Raw genomic sequence first — 20,123 nt, 5'->3', positions numbered from 1 at the left:
CTACGTCTAAATTTCTGTGCAAATGACAAATCACTGCACGCTTCAGCTTCACGCCGCCGGCGCTTGGTGCGATGTGGCCAGCGTGAGCCTGCTGCATGCTGAGGAAGAGGGCTGGAAGGCCAAGACGTACACCGGCTACACGGTCGACTGGGCTTTTGCCTACCCGGGCGTGACTGACGCGCACGCTGCTTGCGCGGGCTGGCCGGTCGGTCTGCAGTCCTTCGAGCAGGCGTACTGGCCGGTCTTTCTGATCGACATGCTGCCGCTGGGCCTTGGTCGTCAGGAACTGTCGCGCCGTATCGGCTTGCCCAGGAGAGCATTGCCACGCTGACAGGCATGCCGGGCTTCGAGGCGGTGCCAAGCCAGACCAAGTCTGCGAAGCCTTGATCCGGCACTGCACCTACCCGCAGGCGGAAGTGCTCGAGTACATCAAGCGTGATATCGCCAATCTGGCCCAGCACAGCAAGGACAGCCACGCGCGCAACACCGCCGTGCAGCGCGACCTCAACGGCCGCATCGCACTGACACCGCTCTATGACTTCGCGCCGATGTATCTGCATCCGGACGGTATCGCTCGGCGGATCAGATAAGACAGCAACGACAACGGCCAACCGGACTGGCATCGCGTGCTGGGCCGCGCTTGCGAGCTCGGCGCGCAAGTCCACCATCAGCAGCAGACGCGCCGCAAGAAGAAGAGCAAGAGCCTGGCACTGATCGCTCGCCAGCCGCTTGTCGCCGGAGTCAAGGCGAAGGAACCGACCCTACGCAAGATCGCGGCGGATGGGGAGGCGATAGGCCTGGGGCCTGCCGTCTCCCATCACCTGCGTCCGCACATCCTGGCTAGAGCCGACGAGTTGGCGGCGATCGCCTAACTACCATGGACAAGCGCTTCAACACCCTGTCGATCTCTGAACAGCTCGGCTTGCGCAAGGAGGCCGTCGAGGACGCTATGGCGCACTCGAAATGGGCGCTGGCGCAGTCGATTCGCCACCTCAAGAAGACCGTGCGCCTGACCACCGCCGAGATGGCCAAGCTCTCCGACGTGTCCTACCGGACCATGCAGGACATCGAGCAGGACCGCAGCGAAGGCACGGTTCAGACCATGAACCGAATCTTTGGGATGCTGGGCTTGAAGCTGGGGAGTTGTGCGCGAGGTGCGGGGCTCGGGCAGTGGTGGCGAGGCTTGAGACGGGAAGTGTTCCTGCATCAGGACCTGCCCCCCGCTTTTCTTCGACCTGCACGCGCATCGCCGGCCGGATCTGCGCCGTTGAGGTGCCCTGCCAGTCAGCGCGTTCGGCGCGGTTCGCTCTTGCCGCGCAGTTGAGCACCTGCGCTGGCGCTGCCGCGCGTTGAAGGCTTGTCGACCTTGGGTTTCGCGGGCTTGAGCAGACCGCTTGCCGGATTGACCGCCACCGTTTGGTACTCGGCCGCGTAGTGCTCGCGCATTCTCACGATCTCTTTCGCGTACTGACGCGCCAGCTTCTTCTTCTTCGTATCCGACAGCAGACGCCCGGCGAGCTGGAAGAACTTTGATTCCTCCTCCTTCAGATGGTGGCGCACCTTGAAGCTCAGCTGCTTGGCGGTCGCTATCCAGACATCCTGCTTCTTGTTGCGCACGGACAAGTCGTCCAGCAATTCGTCAACTTCGTGGTGCTCATGAAGCGCGTGGCGCGACGCGTCGAGACCGCCGTCCTCCATCAGCAGGTGAACGTACAGGTGTCGTTCCTCTGCCGCTGCGTGCGCCATCAGCTCGACCTTCAGCTGCAGGAAGAGCAGCTCGCGCGAAGCCATGTCCCCGCGTGACGCCGTCAGCTTGCGGCACAGATCGCGTTGCAGGTCGTGACTCTCACGGATGGCGTCGAAAATCATGCTGAATTCTCCGGGTTGCATGGATTAAAGAGGCGGGCTCCCACTGTCGCCGGGTATGAAAATGCGCCACACCAGAGGAATGCCTGATTCGATGTAGGACGAGGGAGCGAACGCACCACTCCGGAGTTTCCAACAAGGGGCGCCCGCCTGAGGCCATTGAGTACGACCTCGCGGGTGCCATCGATAGGGCCGCTCTCGCAACTGGAGGTGGCGACCGGTGCTTGTCTTCTGACGGCCTCGCGCTTAGCATGCGAGCGTCGCACCAGCATCAGGTCCCTCACTGATCAGCCGTAGTCCTCTGAACAGCTTGGCTTGCGCAAGCAGTCCGTCGAGGACGTTCTGGCACATCCGGATGAGTCGCTGGCGCAGTCGGTTCGCAACTCAAGAAGACCATGCGCCTGACCAGCGCGGAGATGGCGAGGTTCTCCGGCGCGTTCTACCAGACCGTGCAGGGCATCGAGCCGGACCGCAGCCATGCGCGTGCGAGGGAAAGCCATCGCACGTCGGTTGGTGATTGCTGCCGAAGCGTATCGACCACAGGCTCGGCGCTCAGTCCTCCCAGCTCCCAACGAGCGCTCCATCTGCATACGGTCACCTGCCCCCAGCCCGTCAGCTCCGATCTTCAGCGCCGACGCCAACACCGTCAAACGCCTCTTCAACAAAGTTCTCCAACTCTGCCTCTTCCAGCAGCTCGATCGAAAAGTTTCCGAACTGCTTGGGCAGCCACAGAATTCTTGCGCCGCTGGGAGTTTGCAGGCAGTCACGGGCGAGGGGTTTGCCGTTTTCGTCCTCCGGCTGCACGCCGCGAGCCATCAGTTCGTCGTAGGCCGCCTCGATATCGGGCGTGCTGTAGCAATGGCGGTAGATGGTGCCCGGGCCGCGGACGTCCATCAGGTCCTTCAGATTGCCGGTGATCGGTTGCACCAGCATGAAGCGCTCTTGCGCCATGCGGACGATGGCATAGCGAACATGCAGGCCATCGCGCCGCCAGACCAGAGTCTTAGACACCTGCGCATCCAAGACTCTTTGGTAGTAGGAACAGGCCTCTGCAAGGTTGCTGACCAGGACATCGATATGGCTGAACTTCAACTGCATGGTCAACGGTGAGTGTGTGGCCGGGAATCGTCGATTCTCTCCGTGGCTGGGCCAGGCCCTTGCCTGGAGGCCGTGCTGACACAATCCCCCCATGGGTGAATTCGATCTGATCAAGCGCTTCTTCACACGAGAGACCGAGGTGCAGCCGGGCGTGCCGGTGGGCATCGGCGACGACTGCGCGGTCATCGCGGCCACGCCGGGCATGCAGTGGCTGGTGTCGACCGATATGCTGGTCGAGGGCCGGCATTTCCTGTCGACCGTTGTGCCCGAGCGACTGGGCCACAAGGCGCTGGCGGTGAATCTGTCGGACCTGGCGGCCTGCGGTGCAAGGCCGCGCGCCTTCACCTTGGCGCTGGCGATGCCCAGAGCGGACGAGCAGTTTCTGGCGGGCTTCGCGCGTGGCATGTTCTCGCTGGCCGATGCGCACGGCATCGCGCTGGTGGGCGGCGACACGACGGCCGGACCGCTGAACATCTGCATCACGGTGATGGGCGAGGTGCCGGCAGGTGCGGCCCTGCTGCGCAGCGGCGGCCAGGCCGGCGATGATCTCTATGTCTCGGGCACGCTGGGCGATGCGCGGCTGGCACTGGAGGTGTTCCGCGGCATGGCGGCGCTGGACTCGGGTGAGGACTTCGAGCGCGCGCGCCGCGCGATGGAATGCCCGACGCCGCGCGTCGCGCTGGGCCAGGCGCTGCGCGGCATCGCCCACAGCGCCATCGATGTCTCGGACGGCCTGCTCGGCGATCTGGGCCATTTGCTGAAGCGCTCGAACCTCGGCGCCACGCTGCTGGCCGACAGGTTGCCGCGCAGCGCGCTGCTGGCCCGTCAGCCGCTGGCGCTGCAGCGCCTGTGCACGCTGGCCGGTGGCGACGACTACGAGCTGGTGTTCAGCGCGCCGGCCACGGCCCGCGCGGCTGTGCAGGCCGCCGCTGCCGCCTGCGGCACGCCGGTGACCCTGATTGGCCGGCTGGAGGCCGAACCGGGTCTGCGCGTGCTCGACGACCAGAGCCAGGTCTTGCCGCAGACGCCGGCGGCCTTTGATCATTTCAAGTCATGACGATGGACGAGGCATCGGGCGCCGCACCGCGCCGCGCCACCGCCCGCTTCATGTGGGGCCATCCGGCGCACTGGATCGCCTTGGGCTTCGGCAGCGGGCTGTCGCCGAAGGCGCCGGGCACGGTGGGCACTTTGTGGGCCTGGGTTGCCTTCTTGGCGCTGGACCCCTGGCTGGGCGACCTGCAATGGGGGCTGACGATTGCGCTCGGCACGCTGGTCGGCTGGTGGGCCTGTACTTTGACCGCGCGGCATCTGAACACGCCCGACCCCGGCGCCATCGTCTGGGACGAGGTGCTGGCGTTTTGGCTGGTGCTGTGGCTTGCGATGCCAATGGGGCTGTGGGGCCAGGCCCTTGCCTTCGGCCTGTTCCGCTTTTTCGACGCAGCCAAGCCCGGCCCGGTGGGCTGGGCTGACCGCTTGTTCAAGGGCGATCGTGGCAAGCCGGTCGGCTGGGCGCAGGGCTTTGGCATCCTGTTCGACGATTTCGTCGCGGCCGGTTGTACGCTGCTGGTAATCGCGCTGTGGCGCGCCCTTGTGGGGTGAAGACCATGCTGTTGTTTCCCGAAGAACATGAATTGATAGACCGCATCGCGCTGGCGCTGATACAGCGCCGCGAGCGAATGGGCACGGCCGAGAGCTGTACCGGTGGGCTGATCGCTGCCGCCTGCACCAGCTTGTCGGGCTCCAGCCAATGGTTCGAGCGCGGCGTGGTCAGCTACAGCAATGAGGCCAAGACCGAGTTGCTGGGCGTGCCGGCCGCGCTGATCGCCCGGCATGGCGCTGTCAGTGCCCAGGTGGCGCAGCAGATGGCCCAGGGCCTGCTGGCCCATGCGCCGCTGGACTGGGCGCTGGCGGTCACCGGCGTGGCCGGCCCCACCGGCGGCAGCGCCGATAAGCCGGTAGGCACGGTCTGGCTGGCACTGGCCCGTGCCGGCGCGTCGCCCCGGGTCTGGCGCGAACTCTTTCCCGGCGACCGCCATGCGGTGCGCGCGGCCACCCTGCGTTCGGGCCTGCTGGCTTTGTGCGAAGCACTCGAAGACAAGGAAGCTTGATGAGTGTGTTGTTGATCGGCAGCTGGGACGACTCGGAGCGCGAGCAGTGGCTGGCCTTGCTGCAAGAGGCCTTGCCGGATGAGGCCTGGCGCCTGGCCCCTCACGAGGATGTCGAGATTGCTATCGTTGCGAACCCGCCGTCCGGCAGCTTGCAGGGCTTGCCCATGCTGGGCCTGATTCAGTCGCTGTGGGCGGGGGTCGACCGGCTCCTGCAAGACCCGACTCTGCCCGAGGGCGTACCGCTGGCCCGCATGGTGGATCCGGCGATGAATGAGGCAATGGCGCAGACGGCGCTATGGGCCGTGCTGGGCCTGCACCGGCGTTTCTTCGAGGTCCAGGCGCAGCAGCGCGAGGGCCTGTGGCGCCAGCCAGAGCAGCGCCGTGCGGCCGAATGGCGGGTGCTGGTGCTGGGCCTGGGCGAGCTGGGCGGTCGCGTCGCGCGCACCTTGCAGGCTCAGGGCTATGCGGTGGCCGGCTACAGCACACGACCGCTCGAGTTGCCAGGTATCACCGGCGTGCACGGCGATGAGGCGCTGACGGCTGAGCTGGGCCGGGCCGACACGGTGGTCAATCTGCTGCCGCTGACGCCGACCACGCGCGGCTTTTTCGACGCGGCGCGGCTGGCTCAGTTCAAGCCCGAGGCCAGCCTGGTCAATCTGGCGCGCGGCGCCCACGTGGTCGAGGCGGATTTGCTGGCCGCGCTGGACGGCGGGCGGCTGCGCCATGCGGTGCTCGATGTGTTCCAGGTCGAGCCGCTGCCGGCCGACCATGCCTTTTGGCGCCATCCGCGCGTCACGGTGCTGCCGCACACGGCGGCGCAGACCGATGCGCGCAGCGCGGTGGCCGTGGTGGCTGCGAATGTGCGGGCCTGGCGGGCCGGCGCGCCGCTGGCCCATCGGGTGGAGCGACGGCGCGGCTACTGATTCGGGGGGCAGCGCGGCCGGCGCGCCTGGGGTAGCCTAGGCGCATGGTTGAGCACCGGCTGGACACGATCGCGATGTTTGCGCTCGATGAGCAGGTGCAGCGCTGTGAAGCGCTGTTGCAGGCCACGCCCGACGATGTCGAGCTGCGGCTGTGGCTGGCCTGGTCGCTGCGCCAGCGCGATAGCACGCGGGCGCTGACCCTGGCACGGGGCCTGGGCGAAGCCTGGCCCGAGGATGCCCCGGCGCAGGCGCGGCGCCTGCTGGTGGAGGCCGAATGCCTGCTGCTGGAGGGCCGGCTCGACGAGTCCGAAGCCCTGCTGAGCGAGGCACTGCGCCGCTTCAAGGCATGCGCCGACGCGCGCGGCTGTGCCGATGCCCACTGGCTGGCCTACTACCTGGCGGCCGACCGGGGCGACGCTCCAGCGCTGCGGGCCAGTCTGCAGCAGGCAATCGTCCACGCCCGCGCCAGTGGCGACGCGCTGCGTCTGCTGATGATGGAGGCCAGCCTGGCGCGCGCCGAGGTGATGCGCGACGCGGCGGCTGCCGAGCGCGACTGGGGCCAGCGTCTGCCTGCATCCTCCCCTGAGCCGGCCTGCGGCGCGGCGCTAGCCGACTTCCGCGGCCTGCTGGCGGCCATGCAAGCCGACTACCTGCCCGCCATCGAGGCCTTCTCCGGCGCCTTCGGGCTGGCGATGCGCTGCGGTCAGCTGCGCCGGGCCATCGCGCTGGCCACCAATCTGGGCTTTACCTACACCCGGATGAGCGATTTCGAGAGTGCGATGGAGTGGCTCAAGCGGGCGCTGGATCTGGCGCGCGGCGCCCGCTGGCCCGGCATGATCGGGCTATGTCTGGCCCATACGGGGGAGGCCCTGCGTCGCCTGGGCCAGCTCGATAACGCCCGCGAGCTGCTGCGCGAATGCTTGCAGCTCAGCGCCAGTCAACCGCAGGCTCGCACCGCCGCGCTGGCGTGTCGCTTCCTGGCCCAGACCGAGATGGACAGCGGCGACTTTGTCGCCGGCTTGGGCGCGTTTGAACAACTGGCGCGGGGCGCAGCAACGGCCGGCTCCCTGGACCTACAGCTTGACGCGCAGCAGGGCCGCGCACGGGCGCTGCTGGGGCTGGGCCGTGCCGATGCTGCGCGCGCAGCCGGCGAGCAGGCGCTGGCGATGGCCGATGCCCAGCATGAGCGCAGCACAGCTCTGGAGCTGCGCGCGCTGCTCGGCGACATCGCACGAGCCCAGGGCCGTGTCGACGAGGCCCTGGTGTTGTATGAGCAGGCGCTGGCCGCCGCCGAGGCGCTGGCCGGTTATGCGACGCCGCCCGAGCTGCTGGACGGTGCCTCCCAGGCCTTCGCGGCAGCAGGCCGCTTCGAGGCGGCCTTTGGTTGCGCGCACCGAGCTAGCCAGGTCCGGCTGCGCCGCTATGGCGAGGAAGCTGGCCAGCGCTCGCGCGCGATGCATGCGCACCACCAGATCGAGCGGGCCCGCGCCGAGAGCGAGCATCTGCGTCGCCTGGCCGCGTCGGAGGCGGCACGCTTTGCTGACCTGCAGAGCGCCCACCAGGTGCTGCAGCACCTGGGCGAGATCGGCCAGGAGATCACCGCCGAGCTGCAGACCGAGCGCGTCATCGAGGTGCTGGAGCGGCGCGTCCATGCCTTGCTCGATGCGCCCAGCCTGGCCGTCTATCTGCTCGACGAGGCCGGCGAGCAGATGCAATGCGCCTATGGCCGCGAGGACGGCGAGCGCTTTGCCGACGCGCCGATCCCGCTGGACGACCCCCAGTCCTTCTGCGCGCTGTGCGTGCGCGAGGGCCGCGAGCTGCTGCTCGACGGGGCCGAGGCGGCGCCCGCCCAGATCGAGGGCACCAGCCAGATGCAGAGCTTGCTGTTCGTGCCGCTGCGCGTGGCCGAGCGCATTACCGGCGTAATCACCGTGCAGTCGCCGCGCCGCCAGGCCTACGGCGAGCGCGAGCAGTTGGTGCTGCGCAGCCTCAGCGCCTATGCGGCGATCGCGCTGGACAATGCGCGCGCCTATCTGCGCCTGTCCGAGCTGCAGCGCCAGGTGATGGCTCAGGAAAAGCTGGCCGCGCTGGGAGCGCTGGTGGCCGGCGTCGCCCATGAGCTGAACACGCCGATAGGCAACAGCCTGCTGACCGCCTCGACCCTGCTGGAGCACACCCAGACCCTGACGCAGCGCCTGCAGCAAGGCCAGCTGCGGCGCAGCGAGCTCGAGAGCTACACCCGCAGCTCGCACGAGGGCCTGCAGGTTATCGAGCGCAGCATGCAGGGGGCAGCTCAGCTGGTCGACAACTTCAAGCAAGTGGCCCAGGACCGCGACACCCAGCAGCGTCGCCGCTTCGCGTTCTCCCTGCTGTGCGAGCAGGCCCTGCATGCGCTGGCGCCGCAGGTATCGCGGGCCGGCCACCGGCTGGCGCTTCAGCTCGACGCCGATCTGCAGCTCGACAGCTACCCCGGGCCGCTGGGCCAGGCGCTGGAGGTGCTGGTCGGCAATGCCTTGCTGCATGGGCTGCAGCCCGAGCAGCCGGGCGAGATTGTGCTGCGGGCCCAGGCGCTGAGCGGCGACCGCTGCCGCATCGAAGTGGCTGACAACGGTCGGGGCATGAGCGAGGCGGTGCTGCTGCGCGTCTTCGAGCCCTTTTTCTCGACACGCTTCGGCCAGGGCGGAAGCGGCCTTGGGCTGAGCATCTGCCATCACATCGTGCATGGCCTGCTGGGCGGGCGACTCAGCGTGGTCAGCGCACCGGGGCAGGGCAGCCGCTTCATCATCGAGCTGCCGCTGGTGGCGCCTTAGGTGAGGCCGGCCATCACCGTGTCGAGTGATTCGTGGCTGAGGTCGGGCGGCAGCCAGCTCGGCAGCCAGTCCATGAACTGCTGGGCCGGCGCCGGGCGTCCGATGAAGTAACCCTGCCCCTCGTCGCATCCCAGCTCGGCCAGCAACTTCCATGCCTTGCCAGTCTCGACGCCCTCGGCCACCACACTCAAGCCCAGGTTGTGGGCCAGCTCGATGGTGGAGCGCACGATCTTGGCGTCATCGAGGTCGCGCTCCATCGCCATCACGAAACTGCTGTCAATCTTCAGCTCGTTGACCGGCAGGCGCTTCAGATAGGCCAGCGATGAGTAGCCGGTGCCGAAGTCGTCAATAGAAAGCTTGAAGCCCAGCTCGGACAGGCGCTCCAGCGTGTGCAGCGCGCGCTGCGGGTCGTCCATGATGGCGCTCTCGGTGATCTCCAGGCACAGATCGGCCGGCGCCGCACCGTGGCGCGCCAGCAGGCTCATGATCTTGGCCGGCAGCTCTTGGTCCATCAGGTCGCGGGTCGATAGATTGACGCTGATACGCACCGCCATGCCACGCCGGCGCGCCTCCTGGGTCATGCGGGCCGACTCCTCGATGACCCAGGCGGTCAGCGCACGGATGAAGCCGGTCTGCTCAGCAAAGGGGATGAACTGCATCGGCGGCACCAGGCCGCGGCTCGGATGCTGCCAGCGCACCAGGGCCTCGGCGCTGACGATGGTGCCGTCGCGCAGATCGACCTTGGGCTGCAGATACAGGCGCAGCTCCTGGCTCTCGATGGCGCGGCGCAGTTCACCCAGCAGCGAGAGCGATTCCTGGCTGCCGGCATCCAGCGCCGCCTCGTAGACCATGCTGCCTTGCTGGCGCCGTTTGGCCGCATACATGGCCAGCTCGGCGCGTGCCAGCAACTGGCTGACCTCGCTGCCGTGCTCGGGTGCCAGAGCGATGCCGATGCCGGCCCCCAGGTCGACGGTTTGGTCATCGATATGCAGCGGCGCCTCGAAATCGGCCTGGATGCGCGCCGCGGAGGCCTGCGCGGCGGCCTGGTCGGCTCCCTCTAGCAGCAGCACGAACTCGTCGCCGCCCAGGCGCGCCAGCAGGGCGCCGCGATCCCGCTGCAGGGCCTGCAGCCGCTGCGCGACGCTGCACAGCAGGCGGTCGCCGAAAGCATGGCCCAGCACATCGTTGACATGCTTGAAGCGGTCCAGATCCAACATCAGCACGGCGCAAGGACTGCTGTCGCGGGCCAGACGCAAGGCCAGTTGCTGGCTGAACTGCTCGCGGTTGGGCAGGCCGGTCAGTGGGTCCCAGAAGGCCAGCCGGTGCACCTGCTCCTCGCGACTGCGGATGCCCTGGCGCATCGCCTCGAAGGCATCGGCCAGATCGCCGACCTCGTCGCTGCTATGGCGCCGTACCGGCGTTTTGTAGTCGCCCCGGCCCAGGCGCTCGGCCGAGTCGGAGAGGGTCTTGATCGGCCCGCTGATGCGCCGCGCCGTGAGCACCGCGCCGAGCGCAAACACGCTGACCCCGATCAAAGTCAGCGCCAGCAGGGTCAGCTGCAACTGCCGATAGGGGGCGATTGCTTCATCGAAGGATCGCAGCAGTACGACGGCCAGGGGCTGCTGCGGCTCGAGTAGTGGCGCGAAACGGCCGCGCCACTGCTCCTCGTTGACCTCGGCTGCGAACAGGCCGCCGGCCGCCGGGATCTGCCCGGCCAGGCTCAGCGCCGCCTCGGTGTCGAAATTGCTGACCAACGGCCGCCATGCGCCTTCCGTGCCAGTCCTGATGACGACCACCGCCCGCAGATCGGACAGGCTTTTGAGGTCTTGCAGCGCGGTGGCGTCGAGCGCGAAGCCCATCAGCACCCAGCCCACTGGGGCCGGCGTGCGCACCTGCGCCACCACCACCTGATAGGCCTGGCCGTCTAGCAGGGCCAGCTGCATATCACCGCCCGGCCCGGGCTTGTTGACCCTGGCCTGCAGCAGGCCGAGAAACCGGCCGGCGTCCTTGCGGGTGGCAGCCACCAGCCTCAGCTCGTTGTCAGCATAGACGACCACGCTGGCGCCGATGCGTTCGCCCTGGTTGCTGAGCGCGTCACGGATGGTCTCGGCCGTGCCCTCCTCGGCCAGCGGCAGGCCGATGGCCTCCTTGAAGCCATAGTCCATGGCCAGTAGCTCGGCCGCATCCCCGCGCCGCGCCGCCTCCTGCGCCAGCAGCCGGCGCAGCACGCGCTCACCGGTCTTCAGCTCTGCGGCGATCGAGCCATTGGCATTGCGCTCGATGCTGGTGCGTATCACCGCGAAGCTGGCCAGCTGCACCACCAGCAGCAGGGCCAGGAAGAGCGCGACGATGCGGCCTTCGAGCCGACGAAGGTTCAGAAAAGCCGGCAGCGTGCTCATTCGATGTTGAGGATGACCTGGCTCTGGCCGCCGGCGGCCGTCACGCCGATGCGCTGACCCAGCAGGACCGGCCTGCCGACGCGTGGATGCCAGACTTTCAGATTGTGTTCACCGGCCGGCAGGTCCAGCTTCAGCAGGCCCTGGGCATCGGTCTTGGCGAAAAGCGGCGTATCGACCACGACGATGTGAGCGCTCATCTTGTCGTGGATATTGCAGCCCAGGGTCGCGATGCCGGGCTTGTCGAACAGCACCGGCTCGGCTGGCGTGCCACTGTAGAGCTTGATGTCAAACGTCTTGACCGGCGAGAAGGAGTAGACATGGTGGCGCACCGTGTCGAAATTCGGGAAGTTCACCGCAGTGCCGGTCTGCACCACCAGCACATGGGGCTGGAACTGGCGCTCACGCTGGGCCATGTCGGCCTTGGCGCCGGGCGCCGCGCGGCTTGTCTGGGCGCGTAACTCCACCGCCACCACCGCATCGGCCAGCGGCTCGCCGGCCGTGCTCTTGACCAGGACGGTCCAGGGCAGGGCCAGCGCGGGGCCGGCAATCATGGCGGTGAGCAGCAGGGCGGAGTGGAGTGCGAGTGGTGGCATCATGGCGAGAAAAAAGCACCTTGACACACTCTATCCGCTTCGCCTGGCCGGCGTCAGCGCTGCGGCCGCAAAACCGTGTATATGCCGCCGCAGCGGCGGCTGAATCAGGGGCGCAGGGCAAGTTTGGGCGCGCGCGGCGCCGCAGCCACTTCGACCAGCATCAGCGCCAGACGCTGCAAGGCGGCCCAAGGGTCCAGCGGCCAGCCAGGGTGGCGCAGGCCCTTGACGATGCCGTCGCAAATCTGCGCGGCCTCGACCAGTGGGCTCAGGCTGTGTGGCTTGATGCCGGGCACGATGCGCTCGAACATGCGTTCTTTCGGACCCCATACCCGGGCCTCGCGCAGCGCCATCGGCAGCGGCTTGCCGGCGTCGACCGCCTCGCGCACTCGGCGCAGCGCGCGGATATCCTCGGCCAACGCCCAGTGCACCAACACGGCCGCCTCGCCCTCGGCCTGAAGCCCGTCCAGCATGCGCAGCACCCGGCCTAGCTGACCGGCCAGCACGGCCTCACTGAGCTTGAAGACGTCGTAGCGGGCCACGTTCAGCACGGCCGCCTCGATCTGCTCGAAGCTCAGCTCGCCCTTGGGATGTAGCAGCGCGAGCTTTTGCAGCTCCTGGTGCGCGGCCAGCAGATTGCCTTCGACACGGTCGGCGAAGAAGGACAGTGTGCGCTGACCATCCTCACCGTCCTGCACCGGCTGGCCCTGGGCTGCCAGGCGCTGTGCGATCCACTGCGGCAGCGCGCGACGATCGACCGGGTCGACCCGCACCGTGATGCCGGCGACATCCAAAGCACCGAACCAGGCGCCGTTCATCTGAGTCTTGTCCAGCCGCGGCAGGCTGACCAGGGTCACTACGTCCTCGGGCAGGCGTTCGCAATAGCGCTGTAAGGCCTCAGAGCCGTCCTTGCCGGGCTTGCCCGATGGGATGCGGATCTCGATAAACTGGCGCTCGGCAAACAGGCTCAGCGCTTGGGCCGCGCCCAGCACTGGCCCCCAGTCGAAATAGGCGCCGGACACGGTGAAGACTTTGCGCTCGCCATAGCCCTGGGCGCGCGCGGCGGCGCGGATCGCGTCGCAGGCCTCCTGGGCCAGCAGCGGCTCGTCGCCGAACACGGTGTAGATGGGCCTCAGGCCCTTGGCGAGCTGCGGGGCGAGGGCGTCGGCGCGGATCTGCATCTCAGGATGGGAGTCTGATCGCGGCAAGCCGGCGCATCACCTGGGCCACCGCATCGGACTGCATCGAGCGGTACAGCCAGGCCTCTTCCTGCTCCTTGGCCAGCGCGGCGGTCTCGGTGTAGTTCATCTCACGGCTCAGGCGCATCTCGGTCAGTGGCTGTAGGATCTCGCCGGCCGGTGTGCGCAGCACATAGTCGAGCTGCAGCTGCAGCTGCCACTCGCGCACCTGGCCGGCACTGGTCGAGACGACGACCGTGCGGTCGCGCGTATCGCGCTGCGCCTCCAGCACCACCTCCGCCCGGTTGAAGTCGGCCAGCAGGCTGACTTTGGTGCGGCCCAGCTGGCGCCGCAGCTCAGCGGCCAGGGCCGAGTCGGGCGCAAAGCCCTTCAGGCCAAGGGTGCGGAACTGCAGCTCGGGCTCGCGTCGCGGTGCGAAGCCGCAGCCGACCATCGAAGCGGACATCAAACCGAGGAGGGCGGTGCGGCGCAGCATGGTCTTCAGACCACCACGTTGACGAGGCGGCCGGGCACGATGATGACCTTCTTCGGCAGCTTGCCTTCGCTGAACTTGATGCACTCCTCGTTGGCCAGCGCGGCAGCCTCGATCGCGGCCTTGTCGGCACTTGCGGCCACCTTGACGCTGCCGCGCAGCTTGCCGTTGACCTGCAGCATCAGCTCGACCTCGTCCTGCACCAGGGCGGCCTCGTCGACCACCGGCCAGGCCGTGTCAAGCAGATCACCCAGCTCTGCAGCAAAGCCGAGATCGACCCACAGCGCATGCGCGATATGCGGGCAGGCCGGGTAGAGCACGCGCAAAAGCACCGAGAAGCCCTCGCGAACGGCGGCGTCCTGGCCCTGGGACTTGAAGCCTTCCAGTGCGTTCAGCAGCTTCATCGCGCCGGAGACGACGGTGTTGTACTGCATGCGCTCGTAGTCGTACGAGACCTGTTTGAGCGCCAGATGCACCTCGCGGCGCAGCGACTTGCCATCGCCGTTCAGCGCCGCGAAGTCGCGGCCGCCGGCCTTGATGGCCTGGGCATTCTTCGCGCCGAAGCCCCAGACCCGCTTCAGGAAGCGGTGGGCGCCCTCGACGCCGGCATCGTTCCATTCCAGCGTCTGCTCGGGCGGCGAGGCGAACATCACGAACAGCCGGGCCGTGTCGGCGCCGTACTGGTCGATCAGCTGCTGCGGGTCGACGCCGTTGTTCTTGGACTTCGACATAGTCGTCATCTCGTAGTCCAGCTTGGTGCCGTCGGCCTTCAGCGTGCCGCCGACGATCTGGCCATGCTCGTTGGTCTGCACGTCGACCTCGTGCTCCCAGTAGTAGTTCTTGCCGGCATCGGCCGGCTTGTGCGAGAACGCGCCCTTCAAGACCATGCCCTGGGTCAGCAGCTTGGTGAAGGGCTCGTCGATCTTGACCAGGCCCAGATCGCGCATCACCTTGGTCCAGAAGCGTGCGTACAGCAGGTGCAGAATTGCGTGCTCGATGCCGCCGATGTACTGGTCCATCGGCATCCAGTACTGCGTGCCGTCGCCGACCATGGCCTGATCGTTGCTGGCGTCGCAATAGCGCATGAAGTACCAGGACGAATCGACGAAGGTATCCATCGTGTCCGTTTCGCGCTGCGCCGGCTTGCCGCACTTGGGGCAAGCGCAGTTCAGGAAGTCGGCGCGCTTGTTCAGCGGGTTGCCGCTGCCGTCCGGAATGCAGTCTTCCGGCAGCACGACTGGCAGGTCCTGGGCCGGCACCGGCACGGCGCCGCAGTCCTCGCAGTGGATGATGGGGATGGGTGTGCCCCAGTAGCGCTGGCGGCTAATGCCCCAATCGCGCAGGCGCCAGGTGGTTTTCTTCTCGCCCAGGCCCTGGGCGCCGAGCATCTCTGCCACCTTGCCAACGGCAGCCTTGTGGCCCAGGCCATCGAGCACGCCCGAGTTAACGCAGACGCCGCGTTGCTTGTCGCCATACCACTCGGCCCAGACCTTGTCGTTGTAGCTTTCGCTCTCGACGCCGACGACCTGCTTGATCGCCAGACCGTATTTGTTGGCGAACTCGAAATCGCGCTCGTCATGCGCCGGCACGCCCATCACGGCGCCGTCGCCATAGCTCATCAGCACATAGTTGCCAATCCAGACCTCGACTTGGGCGCCGGTCAGCGGATGGGTGACGAACAGACCAGTAGGCTTGCCCTTCTTCTCCTGCGTGGCGAGTTCGGCCTCGGTGGTGCCGCCACTCTTGCATTCATTGATGAAGGCGGCCAGTTCGGCATTGCCGGCAGCCGCATGGGTGGCCAGTGGGTGCTCGGGCGCGACCGCGCAAAACGTTACCCCCATGATGGTGTCGGCACGGGTGGTGAACACATAGAGCCTCCCCTCCTGGATCAGCGCACCGTCGGTGCCGCTGATCTGGTGCGGGAAGGCGAAGCGCACGCCCTCGCTCTTGCCGATCCAGTTTTCCTGCATCAAGCGCACGCGCTCGGGCCACCCATGCAGATAGCTCTTGTCCTCGGGATTGGCAACGGCCGAGAGCAGCTCATCGGCGTACTTGACGATGTTCAGGTAGTAGCCTGGGATCTCGCGCTTCTCGACCACGGCGCCGCTGCGCCAGCCCTTGCCGTCGACTACCTGCTCATTGGCCAGCACGGTCTGGTCGACCGGGTCCCAGTTGACCACTTGCGTGCGGCGCTCGGCGATGCCGGCCTCCAGCATCTTCAGAAACAGCCACTGGTTCCACTTGTAGTAATCGGGCTTGCAGGTGGCGATCTCGCGCGACCAGTCGATCGCCAGACCCATGGCCTGCATTTGGGTCTTCATGTAGGCAATGTTGTCGTAGGTCCACTTCGCGGGCGGCACCTTGTTCTTCATCGCCGCGTTCTCGGCCGGCAGGCCGAACGCGTCCCAGCCCATCGGCATCAGCACGTTGTATCCCTTCATGCGCAGCGAACGGGTCAACATATCGTTGATCGTGTAGTTGCGCACATGGCCCATATGCAGCTTGCCGCTGGGGTAGGGCAGCATCGAGCAGGCATAGAACTTGGGGCGGCTGGCGTCTTCGACGACGCGATAGGCGTCGCGGGCCTGCCAATGGCTGCGGGCGGCCTGTTCGACTTCGGACGGAGTGTACTTTTCGTTCATGATGGCAATCGGGCGCGGAAGCGGCGATTGTAGGAGGGCCGCCGGCTCGGACACTCGCTACTCGGTCTGCGTAACGAAGGCGATGCGGTTGAGCCCTGCCGCCTGGCACCAGCCGATCAGCTCGGCTACCGAGCCGTAGGGCGCGGTCTTGTCGGCGCGCAGTTGCACTTCCATCCCGGCGCTGTCCTTGGCCAGGGCCGCGATGCGATGCTGCAACTGCGCAGGCGCCAGCTTCTCGTCACCGAGATAGAGGCTGCCATCGGACTGCAGCGCGATGCTGAGGACGGCCGGCGCATCGCCTGGCGTGGCGACCTCGCTCTGCGGCAAGTCCAGGCGCAGCGACGAGGTCATCAGCGGCGCACTGATCATGAATATGATCAACAGCACCAGCATCACATCGATCAGCGGCGTCATATTGATCTCGCCCATCGGTTTGGGCATGTCGCGGCGTTCCAATCTGCCAAAAGCCATGATGGGTCGCTCAGTCGACCGGCTGATCGAGCAGCTCGCGCAGATCGTGGGCAAAGCCTTCAAGCTCGGCTTCGCTGCTTGCCACGAACTTGCCGTAGATGTTGTAGGCCAGCACCGCCGGAATCGCGACCGCCAGACCGGCGGCCGTCATGATCAGCGCCTCGCCGACCGGTCCCGAGACTTTGTCGATCGAGAGATTGCCCGAGGCCGAGATGCTCTGCAGTGCGTGGTAGATGCCCCAGACCGTGCCGAACAGGCCGACAAATGGGGCGGTGGCACCTATCGAGGCCAGCAGTACTTGGCCGAATTGCAGCCGGGCCAGCACCTGGTGCAGCGCGTCGCGCAGACGCCGTGTCAGCTGCGACTCGCGCCGGCCGGCGGCCTCCAGGGTGCCGCCGTGGCTACCGGCCATCGCGGCTTCGAGCAGGGGCAGCAGCACCTGCTCGCGGTCCAAGTTCTGCAGCGCGAGCCGGCCTTCGTCCAGGCGGGTGGCGGCCCAGAAGGCCGGCACTGCTCGCGCCATGTCGCGTCGCGTGCGCCGCAGCAGCCAGCCCTTCCAGAGAATCACGATCCAGGCGCTGATCGACATCATCAAGAGCAGCAGGGCCACTGCGCGCGAAACGCCGTCGGCCAGTTCCCAGAAATGCGCGAAACCGCCCATGGATTCGGATGATCAGTGCTTCAGGCCCAGCACATCGTCCATGCCGTACAGGCCCGGCCCATTCGCTGCCAGGAAGCGCGCCGCACGCAGGCTGCCCTGGGCATAGGTCACGCGGCTGCTGGACTTGTGCGTAACCTCTATGCGTTCGCCGATGCCGGCGAACAGCACTGTGTGGTCGCCGACGATGTCGCCGCCGCGCACGGTGGCGAAACCGATGGTGGAGGGGGCTCGCTCGCCAGTCACGCCCTCCCGGCCATAGATGGCACAGTCCTTAAGATCGCGGCCGAGTGCGGCCGCCACCACCTCGCCCATCGCCAGCGCTGTGCCGCTGGGGGCATCGACCTTGTGGCGGTGATGGGCCTCGATGATCTCGATGTCGTAGCCCTCGTTGAGCGAGCGCGCAGCCAGGTCCAGCAGCTTCAGCACCACGTTGACGCCGACACTCATATTCGGCGCCATCATGATGCCGATATGGCGGGCTTGCTCGCCGATCTCGGCCTTCTGCGCGGGGCTGAAGCCGGTCGTGCCGATCACGGCCTTGATGCCGAGCTCGCGGCAGAGGGCCAGATGGGCCATCGTGCCTTCGGGTCGGGTGAAGTCGATCAGCACATCGGCGCCCTCCAGACCCTGACGCAGGTCGGCCGTGATCCGGGTGCCGCTGGCCTGGCCCAGCCACGCACTGGCGTCCTGGCCAAGGGCCGGGCTGTCCGCACGGTCCAGCGCGCCGCTGAGCTGGCAATCGGGGGCGTTGACGACGGCTTCGATCAGCATGCGGCCCATGCGCCCGGAGGCGCCGGCAATCGCGATCTTCAGGCTCACGAGCGTGGCTCCAGCGGCGGGTAGCTGCGCACCGGGCCGACCGGCTCGATCGCGGTGGCCTCAGGCTTAGGGGGAATCGGCAGCGCCTTGCGCTCGTCCTCGGTCAGCGCCAGCTTGGGTACGGCCCGCCCGGGCTTGAAAGTATTGATTGAGGCGATGAACTCGTTCTCGCCCGGCAGGTCCTCGGGCACGTCCAGAGATTTCAGGCGGTCGCCGTCGAACCAGGCCACCAGATGGCGGGCCTGATGCGGCGCGCCCTGGCGGCGGATCGAGAAGGCGTAGTCCCAGCGGTTGTCATGAAAGATGTCGGTCAACAGCGGCGAGCCCAGCAGATCCCGCACCTGAGCGCGGCTCATGCCCGGCTTGACCTGCGCCACCTGCTCCTTGGTCAGCACATTGCCTTGCACCACCTCGACACGGTAGGGCGTCACCAGACCCAGCACCTTGTCACCGGCCACCGAGGGGAGCACGTCCAGCGAGGGCAGGGACGGCAGCTGGGCGCAGCCGGCCAGCAGGCTCAGCAGGACGAGCGGAATGGCGGGACGAGAGATTGCTTGCATATCTTTAAGGCCTGGGGGCGCTGGTCGCCCGGAGCTGGCTATGATTGGCACATTCTAGCGGCAGGCCCATGGCGGGCTGGCCCACACCGAAGCGATGAACCGCACCGACGAGATCAAGAACAGCGGCCTGAAGGCGACGCTGCCCCGTATCAAGATTCTGGAGATCTTCCAGAAGACGGCGCAGCGCCATATGACGGCCGAAGATGTCTACAAGGCCCTGCTGACCGAAGGCGCCGATATCGGCCTAGCCACGGTCTACCGGGTGCTGACTCAGTTCGAGCAGGCCGGCTTGCTGTCGCGCAATCATTTCGAATCCGGCAAGGCGGTGTTCGAGCTCAATGAAGGCCATCACCATGACCATCTGGTCTGCCTGACTTGCGGCCGGGTCGAGGAGTTCTTCGATCCCCAGATCGAGGAGCGCCAACACGCGATCGCCAGGGATCGTGGCTACGAGTTGCAGGAGCACTCGCTGGCGCTTTACGCGTCCTGCATCAAGAAGAACTGCCCCCACCACCGCAGCTGAGGCAGCTACCGCTCAGTCTTCGCTATGCCCGCCCTCGATGGCGCGCTGGTGACGCTCGACGAACTCGCGATAGGTGTCGATGCCGCGCAGCTGCAAAATCGTGTTGCGCACCGCCGCCTCGACCAGCACAGCCAGATTGCGGCCGGCGTCCACCGCGATCACCACCTTGCGCACCGGCATGCCCAGCACTTCTTCGTACAGCGGTTCGTAAGGCAGACGCTCGAAATCGCGCTCCATCGTTTCCTTGCGCACCAGGTGCACGATCAGCTTGAGCCGCATCTTGCGGCGCACCGCGGTCTCGCCAAAGATGGCCTTGATGTCCAGCAGTCCGATGCCGCGCACCTCCAGCAGATTCATCAGCAGCTCGGGGCAGCGGCCCTCGATCGCGGTCTGTGCGATGCGGAAGAAGTCGACCGCATCGTCGGCCACGAGGCCGTGGCCGCGCGAGATCAGCTCCAGCCCCAGCTCGCTCTTGCCCAGGCCTGATTCGCCGGTCAAGAGTACGCCTAGGCCGAGGATGTCCATGAAGACGCCGTGGCGGGTGGTGCGGTTGGCGCAGACATGGGCCAGATAGGCGCGCACCAGATCGATCACATGGCCGGCCGATTCGGTCGTTACGAACAGTGGAATCTCGGCGCGGTCGCACATCGCCACCAGCCGATCCGGTGGCGGCTGGTCGTCGGCCACGATGATCACCGGTGGCTCCAGCGTCACGATGCGGGCGATTCGGCGATCCAGCACCTCGCCGGAGGCCTGGCTCAGATAGGCCACCTCACGGCGGCCGACGATCTGGACCCGGTAAGGATGGATGTAGTTCAGATAGCCGACCAGGTCGGCGGCGGACTGCGCGTCGCGCAGCGCGGCCTCGTCGAAGCGGCGCTCTGGATGGGCGTGGCCGGCAATCCACTCCCAACGCAAGGCCTCTCGGTGCTCTTCAAAGAGCCGGTCTGCGCTGATCGAGGTGGCTTTCACTAAGTCGGCG

General features: G+C 67.0%; 22 protein-coding genes. 10 read left to right on the top strand and 12 right to left on the bottom strand.

What is annotated here, in order from left to right:
• Positions 1–22: 22 nt before the first annotated feature.
• The 4 genes from OOZ63_RS19355 to OOZ63_RS19340 all read left to right on the top strand — a co-directional run bounded on the left by OOZ63_RS19355 (position 23) and on the right by OOZ63_RS19340 (position 1,324).
• Positions 23–331: a hypothetical protein gene (locus OOZ63_RS19355; RefSeq protein WP_266007240.1), complete on the top strand. Its 309-nt coding sequence runs from the start codon at positions 23–25 to the stop codon at positions 329–331.
• 85 nt (positions 332–416) lie between these two features.
• Complete coding sequence (locus OOZ63_RS19350; RefSeq protein ID WP_266007238.1) at positions 417–590, top strand: HipA domain-containing protein; 174 nt, start codon at positions 417–419, stop codon at positions 588–590.
• A 36-nt stretch (positions 591–626) separates the two neighbouring features.
• Positions 627–872 carry a hypothetical protein gene (locus OOZ63_RS19345; protein WP_266007237.1) on the top strand — a complete coding sequence of 82 codons (246 nt, stop codon included), beginning with the start codon at positions 627–629 and terminating at the stop codon, positions 870–872.
• Positions 873–877: 5 nt separating this feature from the next.
• On the top strand, positions 878–1,324 hold the full coding sequence (locus OOZ63_RS19340; RefSeq protein WP_266007236.1) for a hypothetical protein: 447 nt from the start codon (positions 878–880) through the stop codon (positions 1,322–1,324).
• On the opposite strand, the gene OOZ63_RS19335 is transcribed toward OOZ63_RS19340, so the two are convergent.
• Entirely contained in the window at positions 1,285–1,869 is a 585-nt protein-coding gene (locus OOZ63_RS19335; protein WP_266007235.1) for a hemerythrin domain-containing protein, read from the bottom strand. The genes OOZ63_RS19340 and OOZ63_RS19335 overlap by 40 nt on opposite strands.
• A gap of 609 nt (positions 1,870–2,478) precedes the next feature.
• Positions 2,479–2,964 carry a VOC family protein gene (locus OOZ63_RS19330; RefSeq protein WP_266007234.1) on the bottom strand — a complete coding sequence of 162 codons (486 nt, stop codon included), beginning with the start codon at positions 2,962–2,964 and terminating at the stop codon, positions 2,479–2,481.
• 91 nt (positions 2,965–3,055) lie between these two features.
• Here OOZ63_RS19330 and thiL point away from each other — a divergent pair, with 91 nt between their 5' ends.
• Genes thiL through OOZ63_RS19305 form a run of 5 tightly spaced genes read left to right on the top strand, consistent with a single transcriptional unit; the run spans position 3,056 to position 8,805 of the window.
• Positions 3,056–4,021, top strand: coding sequence for a thiamine-phosphate kinase (gene thiL / locus OOZ63_RS19325; protein ID WP_266007233.1), 966 nt, complete (start codon positions 3,056–3,058; stop codon positions 4,019–4,021).
• 2 nt (positions 4,022–4,023) lie between these two features.
• On the top strand, positions 4,024–4,563 hold the full coding sequence (locus OOZ63_RS19320) for a phosphatidylglycerophosphatase A (RefSeq protein WP_266007232.1): 540 nt from the start codon (positions 4,024–4,026) through the stop codon (positions 4,561–4,563).
• Between the two features lie 5 nt (positions 4,564–4,568).
• Positions 4,569–5,072 carry a CinA family protein gene (locus tag OOZ63_RS19315; protein ID WP_266007231.1) on the top strand — a complete coding sequence of 168 codons (504 nt, stop codon included), beginning with the start codon at positions 4,569–4,571 and terminating at the stop codon, positions 5,070–5,072.
• Positions 5,072–5,995 carry a 2-hydroxyacid dehydrogenase gene (locus OOZ63_RS19310; protein WP_266007230.1) on the top strand — a complete coding sequence of 308 codons (924 nt, stop codon included), beginning with the start codon at positions 5,072–5,074 and terminating at the stop codon, positions 5,993–5,995. Before OOZ63_RS19315 ends, OOZ63_RS19310 begins: the two co-directional genes overlap by 1 nt.
• A gap of 44 nt (positions 5,996–6,039) precedes the next feature.
• On the top strand, positions 6,040–8,805 hold the full coding sequence (locus OOZ63_RS19305; RefSeq protein WP_266007229.1) for an ATP-binding protein: 2,766 nt from the start codon (positions 6,040–6,042) through the stop codon (positions 8,803–8,805).
• Here OOZ63_RS19305 and OOZ63_RS19300 read toward each other — a convergent pair.
• The 9 genes from OOZ63_RS19300 to OOZ63_RS19260 all read right to left on the bottom strand — a co-directional run bounded on the left by OOZ63_RS19300 (position 8,802) and on the right by OOZ63_RS19260 (position 18,618).
• Positions 8,802–11,204, bottom strand: coding sequence for a putative bifunctional diguanylate cyclase/phosphodiesterase (locus tag OOZ63_RS19300; RefSeq protein WP_266007228.1), 2,403 nt, complete (start codon positions 11,202–11,204; stop codon positions 8,802–8,804). The genes OOZ63_RS19305 and OOZ63_RS19300 overlap by 4 nt on opposite strands.
• Positions 11,201–11,755 (bottom strand): methylamine utilization protein, encoded by a 555-nt coding sequence (locus OOZ63_RS19295; RefSeq protein WP_266007227.1) that lies wholly within the window; start codon positions 11,753–11,755, stop codon positions 11,201–11,203. The genes OOZ63_RS19300 and OOZ63_RS19295 overlap by 4 nt, the downstream gene beginning before the upstream one ends.
• 146 nt (positions 11,756–11,901) lie before the next feature.
• A complete protein-coding gene (gene holA / locus OOZ63_RS19290) occupies positions 11,902–12,975 on the bottom strand; it encodes a DNA polymerase III subunit delta (protein ID WP_266007226.1) in 1,074 nt (357 codons plus the stop codon).
• A 1-nt stretch (position 12,976) separates the two neighbouring features.
• Entirely contained in the window at positions 12,977–13,468 is a 492-nt protein-coding gene (lptE, locus tag OOZ63_RS19285; RefSeq protein WP_266007225.1) for an LPS assembly lipoprotein LptE, read from the bottom strand.
• Between the two features lie 5 nt (positions 13,469–13,473).
• The gene (gene leuS, locus OOZ63_RS19280) at positions 13,474–16,107 is read right to left on the bottom strand and encodes a leucine--tRNA ligase (RefSeq protein ID WP_266007224.1); all 2,634 of its coding nucleotides are present in this window, start codon (positions 16,105–16,107) and stop codon (positions 13,474–13,476) included.
• 57 nt (positions 16,108–16,164) lie between these two features.
• Positions 16,165–16,548: a biopolymer transporter ExbD gene (locus tag OOZ63_RS19275; RefSeq protein ID WP_323055770.1), complete on the bottom strand. Its 384-nt coding sequence runs from the start codon at positions 16,546–16,548 to the stop codon at positions 16,165–16,167.
• 40 nt (positions 16,549–16,588) lie between these two features.
• Positions 16,589–17,239, bottom strand: a complete 651-nt coding sequence (locus tag OOZ63_RS19270) for a MotA/TolQ/ExbB proton channel family protein (protein WP_266007222.1) — start codon at positions 17,237–17,239, stop codon at positions 16,589–16,591.
• A 12-nt stretch (positions 17,240–17,251) separates the two neighbouring features.
• Complete coding sequence (gene dapB, locus OOZ63_RS19265; protein WP_266007221.1) at positions 17,252–18,058, bottom strand: 4-hydroxy-tetrahydrodipicolinate reductase; 807 nt, start codon at positions 18,056–18,058, stop codon at positions 17,252–17,254.
• Positions 18,055–18,618, bottom strand: coding sequence for an outer membrane protein assembly factor BamE (locus OOZ63_RS19260; protein WP_266007220.1), 564 nt, complete (start codon positions 18,616–18,618; stop codon positions 18,055–18,057). Before OOZ63_RS19260 ends, dapB begins: the two co-directional genes overlap by 4 nt.
• Positions 18,619–18,712: 94 nt before the next feature.
• Between OOZ63_RS19260 and fur the strand changes: the two genes are divergently transcribed.
• Positions 18,713–19,141 (top strand): ferric iron uptake transcriptional regulator, encoded by a 429-nt coding sequence (gene fur, locus OOZ63_RS19255; RefSeq protein ID WP_266007218.1) that lies wholly within the window; start codon positions 18,713–18,715, stop codon positions 19,139–19,141.
• A gap of 12 nt (positions 19,142–19,153) precedes the next feature.
• Here the strand turns inward: fur and hprK are convergent, their stop codons facing one another.
• Entirely contained in the window at positions 19,154–20,113 is a 960-nt protein-coding gene (gene hprK / locus OOZ63_RS19250) for an HPr(Ser) kinase/phosphatase (protein ID WP_266007217.1), read from the bottom strand.
• Positions 20,114–20,123 lie beyond the last annotated feature (10 nt).

Origin of the sequence: Paucibacter sp. PLA-PC-4, assembly GCF_026241155.1 — a bacterium.
Classification (GTDB): domain Bacteria; phylum Pseudomonadota; class Gammaproteobacteria; order Burkholderiales; family Burkholderiaceae_C; genus Roseateles_E.
Note: the sequence above shows the minus strand (reverse complement) of the source record. Positions and strands in the feature narration are given on the sequence as shown.

Coding starts and splice junctions, on each gene's coding strand:
- OOZ63_RS19355 (WP_266007240.1), top strand. CDS start 23: ATGACAAATCACTGCACGCTTCAGCTTCACGCCGCCGGCGCTTGGTGC.
- OOZ63_RS19340 (WP_266007236.1), top strand. CDS start 878: ATGGACAAGCGCTTCAACACCCTGTCGATCTCTGAACAGCTCGGCTTG.
- OOZ63_RS19335 (WP_266007235.1), bottom strand. CDS start 1,869: ATGATTTTCGACGCCATCCGTGAGAGTCACGACCTGCAACGCGATCTG.
- OOZ63_RS19330 (WP_266007234.1), bottom strand. CDS start 2,964: ATGCAGTTGAAGTTCAGCCATATCGATGTCCTGGTCAGCAACCTTGCA.
- thiL (WP_266007233.1), top strand. CDS start 3,056: ATGGGTGAATTCGATCTGATCAAGCGCTTCTTCACACGAGAGACCGAG.
- OOZ63_RS19320 (WP_266007232.1), top strand. CDS start 4,024: ATGGACGAGGCATCGGGCGCCGCACCGCGCCGCGCCACCGCCCGCTTC.
- OOZ63_RS19315 (WP_266007231.1), top strand. CDS start 4,569: ATGCTGTTGTTTCCCGAAGAACATGAATTGATAGACCGCATCGCGCTG.
- OOZ63_RS19310 (WP_266007230.1), top strand. CDS start 5,072: ATGAGTGTGTTGTTGATCGGCAGCTGGGACGACTCGGAGCGCGAGCAG.
- OOZ63_RS19305 (WP_266007229.1), top strand. CDS start 6,040: ATGGTTGAGCACCGGCTGGACACGATCGCGATGTTTGCGCTCGATGAG.
- OOZ63_RS19300 (WP_266007228.1), bottom strand. CDS start 11,204: ATGAGCACGCTGCCGGCTTTTCTGAACCTTCGTCGGCTCGAAGGCCGC.
- OOZ63_RS19295 (WP_266007227.1), bottom strand. CDS start 11,755: ATGATTGCCGGCCCCGCGCTGGCCCTGCCCTGGACCGTCCTGGTCAAG.
- holA (WP_266007226.1), bottom strand. CDS start 12,975: ATGCAGATCCGCGCCGACGCCCTCGCCCCGCAGCTCGCCAAGGGCCTG.
- lptE (WP_266007225.1), bottom strand. CDS start 13,468: ATGCTGCGCCGCACCGCCCTCCTCGGTTTGATGTCCGCTTCGATGGTC.
- leuS (WP_266007224.1), bottom strand. CDS start 16,107: ATGAACGAAAAGTACACTCCGTCCGAAGTCGAACAGGCCGCCCGCAGC.
- OOZ63_RS19275 (WP_323055770.1), bottom strand. CDS start 16,548: ATGCCCAAACCGATGGGCGAGATCAATATGACGCCGCTGATCGATGTG.
- OOZ63_RS19270 (WP_266007222.1), bottom strand. CDS start 17,239: ATGGGCGGTTTCGCGCATTTCTGGGAACTGGCCGACGGCGTTTCGCGC.
- OOZ63_RS19260 (WP_266007220.1), bottom strand. CDS start 18,618: ATGCAAGCAATCTCTCGTCCCGCCATTCCGCTCGTCCTGCTGAGCCTG.
- fur (WP_266007218.1), top strand. CDS start 18,713: ATGAACCGCACCGACGAGATCAAGAACAGCGGCCTGAAGGCGACGCTG.